The following is a 7,397-nucleotide window of genomic DNA, read 5'->3' on the forward strand; positions in this document are numbered from 1 at the left end:
TAATACTATCGCTGAACAGAAAAACCTTTCAGGCGTAGTGAGTTGGTAACTACAAAAACCGAGCTCAGTGCCATGGCCAGGCCGGCCAGCAGGGGGTTGAGCCAGCCCAGCGCGGCCACGGGAATGAGTACGACGTTATAGGCGAAGGCCCAGAAGAGGTTGCCCTTAATGATTGCTAGCGTGCGGCGCGAGAGCCGAATGGCATCAGCGGCGCAGCGTAGATCGCCGTTCATCAGGGTGATATCGGAGGCTTCAATGGCAACGTCGGTACCCGCGCCCATGGCGAGGCCAAGGTCGGCTTGGGCCAGTGCGGCGGCGTCATTAATGCCATCGCCCACCATCGCCACGGTATGCCCAGCGGCCTGCAACTCCTTAATGTGGTTCACCTTGTCCTCTGGTAGGACCTCGGCGCTGACGTGGTCGATTCCCACCTCGGCAGCCACGGCTTGAGCGGCCCCGGCATTATCACCGGTCAGCAGGTAAGGGGTAAGCCCCAGCTCTTTCATCTGAGCTACGGCGGCGGCCGAGCTGGGCTTGATGGTATCGCGCACCTCAATGACGCCTGCGGGCTGTCCGTTGACGGTGACGACCACCGGCGTGGCACCAGCGTCCTGCGCGGCGCGGAAGGGGGCGTCCAAGTCACCTAACGGGCCTTGGCGCTTGCCGACGCCCACCCGGACCCCCTCCACAGTTCCTTCCACGCCACCCGGAACCACTGCGAAGTCGGTAGCCGGCTGAACGCTGCGCTCTCTTGCGATGGCGCGAGCGATGGGGTGTTCGGAGTTGTGTTCCACGGCCGCGGCCAAGTCGAGGACGTCGCCGTGTACGGCGGTGACGGACATCTCTCCGGCCGTGACCGTGCCGGTCTTGTCCATGACGATGGTATCGATTTGCCGCGTAGATTCCAGGATCTCAGGGCCCTTAATGACAAGCCCGAGCTGCGCGCCGCGGCCGGTGCCGACGAGGATCGCGGTGGGCGTCGCCAAGCCCATAGCGCAAGGGCAGGCCACAATGAGGACGGAGACCGCGGCGATAAAGGCCGGGGCCACCCCGCCGAAGAAGAGATGGGCAAGGAGTGTCAGCACTGCTACGGCAATGACCGCGGGGACGAAGACTTGCGCAATGCGGTCCACGAGGCGCTGAACTGGTGCCTTGGACGTTTGTGCATCCGTGACCAACTGGGCCATTTGGGCCAGTACCGTATCCTCGCCCACCTTGGTCGCTCGAACCTCAAGCTTGCCAGAGGTATTAATGGTCGCGCCGGTCACCGCATCGCCGGAGCCGACCTCAACGGGCACGGGCTCGCCGGTAATCATGGAGGCGTCGACCGCCGAGTTACCGGCAACAACGATGCCATCGGTGGCGATCTTTTCGCCCGGGCGTACTACGAAGACATCGCCTACTTGCAACTGGGCAATGGGAATGCGCTGCTCGCCTCCCTCGCGCAGCACCGAGGCTTCCTTAGCTCCTAGGGAGAGCAGCTCCCGCAGAGCCTCAGAGGACTGGCCTTTGGCCCGTGCCTCGAACCACCGGCCGAGTAGGAGGAAGGTAATGACCATGCCCACGGACTCGAAATAGATGTGGTCCATCTGCGCCGCGTTCGCGTCCAGCGTCATGTGCATTTTCATGCCCGGTTCGCCCGCGTTGCCGAAAAATAGCGCCCATAGCGACCAAAAATAGGCCGCGGAGGTTCCCATGGTGATAAGCGTGTCCATGGTGAAAGAACCGTGCTTGAGGTTTGTCCACGTAGCGGTGTGGAAAGGCGCGCCACCAAAGATAAAAACGATGGTGGCCACGATGGCGCAGGCCCACTGCCAATTGGGAAATTGCAGTGCCGGCCACATCGATACCACCATGAGCGGTAGCGATAGGGCACCAGAGATGATGGTGCGGCGCAGTAGCCCTCCGTCACTGCTCTTCTCGGCTTGGGGCTCCTCCGCCTTCGCCCCCGCCATATCGAAGGCGCCGTATCCTGCGCTCTCTACCACCGAAATGAGCTCCTGTGGACTTACCGACTGGGAGTCATACTCGATGGCCGCCGCCTCGGTAGCGAAATTGACGCTGGCGCTTACTCCCTCGAGCTTGTTGAGCTTGCGCTCGACGCGGGAGGAGCAGGAGGTGCACGTCATTCCTGTTACGCCAAGGTCCAAGTGGGACATGGTGGTTCCTACTTCAGCGTGTAGCCGGCCTCAGCCACGGCGGCCGCTACCTGTTCATCGGTGAAATCGGTGCCAGTAACCGTGACGGCGCCGGTGGTATGGTCCGCAGTGACCTCGCTAACGCCAGAAATTTCGCCGACCTCTTCTTTTACCGACATTTCGCAATGTCCGCAGGTCATGCCCTCTACGGTGTAGTTCTTGGTGCTCATAATGATCCTTTCTTAGAGTTGGTTTCTGGGCTCATTCTATACCCCCTAGGGGTATATTACAAGGATTTTTCATGTACGTTGGGGAATAAAGCAATCCGCAAAGGAGTTAGAACAACCATGGCTACTATCGATGTCACCGAAGAAAACTTTGAAGAAACCGTTACCGGCGAGGGCATTACGCTCGTAGACGCTTGGGCCGATTGGTGCGGCCCCTGCAAGCGCTTTGCGCCGGTTTTTGAAAAGGCCTCCGAAGAGCACACGGATGCTACCTTTGCCAAGCTCGATACCGAGGCTAACCAGGGCCTCGCATCCGCGCTGGAGATTCAGTCCATTCCTACGCTGATGATCTTCCGCGATGGCATTTTGGTGTTCCGCGAGGCTGGCGCGCTGCCACCTGCAGCATTGGAAGACCTGCTGAAGCAGGTCAAGGAGCTCGATATGGCGGAGGTTCGCCGCCAGGTAGAAGAGCAGAACGCGCAGGGTTAATCCCCGCTAGCTTCCTGGGCGCTTTCTGGTGAGTATCGCTAAACTCGCTAGAAAGCGTCTTTTTATGTCCAAAGGAGAAGATAATGGCTAACCCCTTCAGCAAGGGCTGGAAGTACATGATGAGTTCCTTCGATCAGAAGATCGATGAAAACGCTGATCCGAAGGTGCAGATCCAGCAGGCCGTCCAGGCCGCCAAGGAGCAGCACCAGCAGATTTCTGATCACGCTGCAGAAATCATCGGCCATAAGTCCCAGCTGGAGATGCAGATGAACCGCCTGGTTAAGTCCCAGCAGGACTACCAGTCTCAAACCCAGCGTGCATTGGAGCTGGCGGATTCTGCGGAGGACCCGCAAAAGGCCTCCGAGTATAACCAGGCTGCGGAAGTGGTTGCCTCCCAGCTGGTAGCGGTGGAGCAGGAGCTGGAAGACGTTAAGCAGCAGTACGCCGCCGCAGAGCAGGCTGCCGCGCAGGCCAAGAGCCAGCAGCAGCAGTCTGAGGCGCGCTTGAAGGAACAACTAGCGCAAGTTAGCCAGCTGGAGGCTCAGGCGGACCAGGCGGCTATGCAAGAAAAGAACGCCCAGGCTATTGATTCCATGAATCAGCTCAACCCGGACGATTCTGTACCTACTCTTGATTCTGTGCGTGCCAAGATTGAAAAGCGCTACGCCGATGCCCTTGGTGCACAGGAATTGCAGCACGCCACCGGCGGCGATCGCATTAATGAGATCCAAGCCGCCGGCAATGACATGAAGGCGACTGCGCGCCTTGATGCCATCCGGGCGGATCTTAAAAAGAAGAAAGAGCTCGAATCCGGCGATTAATTCTGCCGGCGAACATTAATCAGAACCCCACGAATCCCTGAGTGGAATCCATCGCGCAGGTTCACGCGCTGGGTTTCGGTCAGGGTGTATTCGTGCAGGGTTTCGCAGGCAAACTGCAACAGCGGGCGGTCGATCTCTGGGGGAAGCCCGCCGCCTGAAAGTAGATGTGCCTGATCTCGCTGCTCGGTGCTAGCAGCGTTATCGAACCACCACGAGGCGTATTGCTGGCCCACATCGAATGGGGATTGGAACCCAGCTGAGCTCCATACTTCTTCCGGCAGCGGCACATACTTAGAGCGCAGTTTGCGGCGCGGTGCCATCATGGATGGCTTGGGCGCCGGCTTCTCCGCGGGGGAGTCCTCCTCGGCGGGGGAATCCTCTGCCGCATCCGCCTTGGGCGGAGCCGGCTTGGGCGTCGGGGCCGGGGTGGGCTTTTCTGTGGCGCCGAAGGCTGCCTCCACCTCTGAGGGCTCGCCGCATTCATCCGGTTCGGGCATTTCCTCGCCCTCTTTATGTGCATTTTCGCGCACCACTGGAGGAAGCGGGCCTTCTAGGACCTGCAATTCCATAGCGTCTGCGAAGTCCTCGCGAGGGTCCAAGATGGTGGTGGAATCGCAGGCATGGCGCAGTGCGGAGGACATGGAGTCCCAGCCGAATCCATAGAGGTGTACGCGGATGCCGTTATCTACGGCTGCTTGTGCGCCGGGAATCATGTCGGCATCGCCGCTGACGAGGACAAAGTCGGTGAATTGTCCCTTCATGGCGGCGATGACCATGTCCGCTACGAGGCGGGTATCTACGGCTTTTTGGGTGCGGCGCTCGCCCCATTCGATGAGCTGACCGGTGCGCAGCTGGACCCCTTCGCAGGTACGCAGTGCGCGCTGGTAGCGGTGCGGGCCGGTATCGGGAATGCCGTCATACCAGTATTGGCGCTGGATGGGGGTCCCAAGTTGGTTCTCAATCATCCCGCCCATGGTGCTGACCACCTCGGGCAGATCGATTTCTAGCTGTGCGCGGGCACCCGTTTCCCACGAGTTATAAAAGCTTGCGAGCAAGTAAGAGGTATCGACAAAGACGAGTGTGCGTTCAAGCATGGCTCCTAAGTTCCGTTCTAATTGTTCTAAATAAAATTCTTTGTGGTTTCCAGTGTGCCCCATTAGTCACAAAACGTCGATAACCTTGGGCAAAATCCCAGCGCAGTGGCGGCAAAAAAGTTTTCTCTTCGGAAGTATTGCAGGGGTGGGGTGTTGCCGATATGGTTGGTTACACAAGTAACTAACCAACGAACCGAGGGGCAATGGACAATTCCACGCAACCACTCTTCCGCCAGATTGCTTCTCTGGTGGAGGACGCCATCGTGGACGGAACCTTGGGTGAGGGGGATAGGGCCCCTTCCACTAATGAACTTGCTGATTTTCACAACATCAACCCGGCCACTGCCCGGAAGGGGATAAACCTCCTTGTGGATATCGGGGTGCTGGATAAGCGCCGTGGCATCGGCATGTTTGTGGCGGAAGGGGCCCTGGCGACTATCCGTGAGCGGCGAAGAGCGGACTTTGCGGCGGAATACATGGCACCGCTGGTCGATGAAGCCGTTCGCCTTGGCTACAACCGCGCCCAACTCCACGACCTATTTGATCGCGTTGCAGAAAGCCGAGGAATGTACTCATGATTACAACACGAGATTTCACTTTTGCCGATGGCCTCACGCACGGCTTAGTAGGCCCCAATGGCATTGGTAAAACCACGCTCCTGCGCAAGATTGCTGGGCAAATCCAATCTGGCGGTATTACGGTCTTCGGGGAAAAGCCCTTTGACAAGCAATCGGTCCTTAACCGGGTCATTTTGATGGGGATTGATAACCCGCTGCCGGATTCCTGGGGCATCGGAAAGCTGGGCGTTATTGGTAAGGCGCGCTGGCCGCGCTGGGATGAGGAGCGGTTCAATGAGTTGTTGGTTCGCTTCGACGTGCCGGCCAAGGCCTATTCTGCCCTTTCCCGCGGGCAAAAGTCTGCGGTGGGCTTCATCTTCGCCGTTGCTTCTGGCTGCGAGGTCATGCTTCTCGACGAGCCTTATCTGGGCCTCGACACACAGCGCCGCGAGCTTTTCTATCAGGTGCTGCGCGAGGAGCACGGCCGCACCATCGTCATCTCCACCCATCACCTCAATGAGGTAGCGGGTCTCCTCGACACCGTCGCTCTTATGGGGGACAGTCCGATTTCAGGCCCCATTGATGACTTCATCGAGGGAATTCTTGAGCTCACCGGTCCATCTGAGGCTCTCAACGCAGCGGTCGAAGAGCTCGACCTCCGCGTGCTCAGTAGGGAAACCACAGGCTTGGGGAACCGCGTGCTTATCGACGCCCGCTCCGCCTCCACCGACCCCATCTTCCGCACTGTTCAGGCCTACGGCCTGCGTGTCAATGAGGTCTCTTTGGAGCGCGCAGTTCTGGCATTGGAGGAGAAAGCATGAAACTCCTGTGGTACCTAGGCGATTGGTGGCGCTGGACCTTTTTCCTTTTCGCTTTGCTCGTCATGCCCGTCATGGCGCAGGGAACGTGGAACGTGCTCCCGGTGATCTTTTCCTTGTCGCTAGTACTTTCCCTGACACCAGACTTTAAGAAGTATCAGCTGGTGGGGCTAGGCTCGAAAATCTGGAATGAACATCGCCGCTGTCTCGTTGCCCTGTGCGCACTAGCGGCAGCTATCGGTGCCCTCACCATGCAGTTGTGGTGGGCATTGCCCATTTATGCCGTCGCAGCGGCGTGGGCCATGTACCGCAGGGCTACTCCTAAACGGGTCGGGTACACCACGACCGGTTCCCAACCCTCAAACGGATTTGGATGGTTCCCTCGCACCTTGGCCGGGCAAGCAATTTATCGCCCCCAGGTCAAGGCGTGGGGCGCAGCGTGTTTGGCTCCTGCGATCGGTCTTGCTCTCTACAGGTATGAGGATCAAATCCCAGTCCTAGGCTTCCTAGGAAGTTTCTGCTGGGCACTGACAGCGGTAGCGCTCGCTGCGGCTTTGCACAGCTTGCGGGTATCCCTTCGTGGATACACGGTGCTTGGTGGTAGCCGTACCGTCTGGGCCCGCCACACTGCAGTGCTCGGACTGATCCCTGTCGTCGTCGCCTTAACCTTCAGCGCAGTACTAGCGAAAGACGGTGAACTCGTTGCGGCCGTCGCGCTGCCTAGTGCCACCTGCGCCCCAGTAGTGGCCAGTCTGGAATTTCTGGGAAAGAAGAATTGGCACCTATTCGCCTTCTATGCGGTCCTCATCGCCGGGATGGCCCTTCTGTGTACTCAGGTGGCGGTTCCCGCGGTTGTCCAGCTTTTCTTGGCGGTGGCCTTCTATGCGGCCTGGGCATTGACGTTCCCCGCCTACATTCGCCGAGCGAACGCGCACCGAGGGGGAATGAGCACTTGGATGGGCATAAATTAAACCGCTCAAAAGGAGGGTTGGCCTGGGGATTTGTGTTTGTTTAAGTCGCTGTGTAACTTAATACGAGTCAGCGCGACCGACAGCGCCCCACAGGAACAGAAAAGTTCCTGGCTGAAGCGGCGATAGGAAAACAGGCCCTGACAAAACAAAATTCTTTTTGCTCACAATGAGCTACATGCCAAAGTGTGTGTGGTTGTTGTGTGGTGATGATGTTTGAGAACTCAATAGTGTGCCAATGTACTTTTTATTTTTTGTGTGCATGGTTGTGTGTTGATTGGTTTG

The 7,397-nt window shown here is 58.4% G+C and carries 8 protein-coding genes; 5 read left to right on the forward strand and 3 right to left on the reverse strand.

Annotated elements, in window-relative coordinates; genetic code table 11:
• Positions 1 to 5: 5 nt before the first annotated feature.
• Positions 6 to 2,159, reverse strand: coding sequence for a cation-translocating P-type ATPase (locus QP324_RS06250; protein ID WP_284815110.1), 2,154 nt, complete (start codon positions 2,157 to 2,159; stop codon positions 6 to 8).
• 8 nt (positions 2,160 to 2,167) lie between these two features.
• A complete protein-coding gene (locus QP324_RS06255; RefSeq protein ID WP_005325954.1) occupies positions 2,168 to 2,368 on the reverse strand; it encodes a heavy-metal-associated domain-containing protein in 201 nt (66 codons plus the stop codon).
• Positions 2,369 to 2,485: 117 nt separating this feature from the next.
• On the opposite strand from QP324_RS06255, the gene trxA reads away from it, so the two are divergent.
• Together trxA and QP324_RS06265 are read left to right on the forward strand one after the other, a co-directional pair.
• Positions 2,486 to 2,854, forward strand: a complete 369-nt coding sequence (trxA, locus tag QP324_RS06260; protein ID WP_005325956.1) for a thioredoxin — start codon at positions 2,486 to 2,488, stop codon at positions 2,852 to 2,854.
• A gap of 83 nt (positions 2,855 to 2,937) precedes the next feature.
• Positions 2,938 to 3,675 (forward strand): PspA/IM30 family protein, encoded by a 738-nt coding sequence (locus QP324_RS06265; RefSeq protein WP_005325958.1) that lies wholly within the window; start codon positions 2,938 to 2,940, stop codon positions 3,673 to 3,675.
• Here QP324_RS06265 and QP324_RS06270 read toward each other — a convergent pair.
• Complete coding sequence (locus tag QP324_RS06270) at positions 3,672 to 4,769, reverse strand: NYN domain-containing protein (protein ID WP_005325960.1); 1,098 nt, start codon at positions 4,767 to 4,769, stop codon at positions 3,672 to 3,674. The genes QP324_RS06265 and QP324_RS06270 overlap by 4 nt on opposite strands.
• A gap of 203 nt (positions 4,770 to 4,972) precedes the next feature.
• Here QP324_RS06270 and QP324_RS06275 point away from each other — a divergent pair, with 203 nt between their 5' ends.
• From QP324_RS06275 to QP324_RS06285, 3 genes are read left to right on the forward strand one after another with little or no spacing between them, the layout of a single operon-like run.
• Positions 4,973 to 5,347 (forward strand): GntR family transcriptional regulator, encoded by a 375-nt coding sequence (locus QP324_RS06275; protein ID WP_198492220.1) that lies wholly within the window; start codon positions 4,973 to 4,975, stop codon positions 5,345 to 5,347.
• Positions 5,344 to 6,147, forward strand: a complete 804-nt coding sequence (locus QP324_RS06280; RefSeq protein ID WP_284815113.1) for an AAA family ATPase — start codon at positions 5,344 to 5,346, stop codon at positions 6,145 to 6,147. The genes QP324_RS06275 and QP324_RS06280 overlap by 4 nt, the downstream gene beginning before the upstream one ends.
• Complete coding sequence (locus tag QP324_RS06285) at positions 6,144 to 7,115, forward strand: beta-carotene 15,15'-monooxygenase (RefSeq protein WP_284815114.1); 972 nt, start codon at positions 6,144 to 6,146, stop codon at positions 7,113 to 7,115. Before QP324_RS06280 ends, QP324_RS06285 begins: the two co-directional genes overlap by 4 nt.
• The last annotated feature ends 282 nt before the right edge of the window (positions 7,116 to 7,397 follow it).

Source organism: Corynebacterium sp. UMB0012 (assembly GCF_030216265.1).
Lineage (GTDB): Bacteria > Actinomycetota > Actinomycetes > Mycobacteriales > Mycobacteriaceae > Corynebacterium.

Coding starts and splice junctions, on each gene's coding strand:
- QP324_RS06275 (WP_198492220.1), top strand. CDS start 4,973: ATGGACAATTCCACGCAACCACTCTTCCGCCAGATTGCTTCTCTGGTG.
- trxA (WP_005325956.1), top strand. CDS start 2,486: ATGGCTACTATCGATGTCACCGAAGAAAACTTTGAAGAAACCGTTACC.
- QP324_RS06270 (WP_005325960.1), bottom strand. CDS start 4,769: ATGCTTGAACGCACACTCGTCTTTGTCGATACCTCTTACTTGCTCGCA.
- QP324_RS06255 (WP_005325954.1), bottom strand. CDS start 2,368: ATGAGCACCAAGAACTACACCGTAGAGGGCATGACCTGCGGACATTGC.
- QP324_RS06280 (WP_284815113.1), top strand. CDS start 5,344: ATGATTACAACACGAGATTTCACTTTTGCCGATGGCCTCACGCACGGC.
- QP324_RS06285 (WP_284815114.1), top strand. CDS start 6,144: ATGAAACTCCTGTGGTACCTAGGCGATTGGTGGCGCTGGACCTTTTTC.
- QP324_RS06250 (WP_284815110.1), bottom strand. CDS start 2,159: ATGTCCCACTTGGACCTTGGCGTAACAGGAATGACGTGCACCTCCTGC.
- QP324_RS06265 (WP_005325958.1), top strand. CDS start 2,938: ATGGCTAACCCCTTCAGCAAGGGCTGGAAGTACATGATGAGTTCCTTC.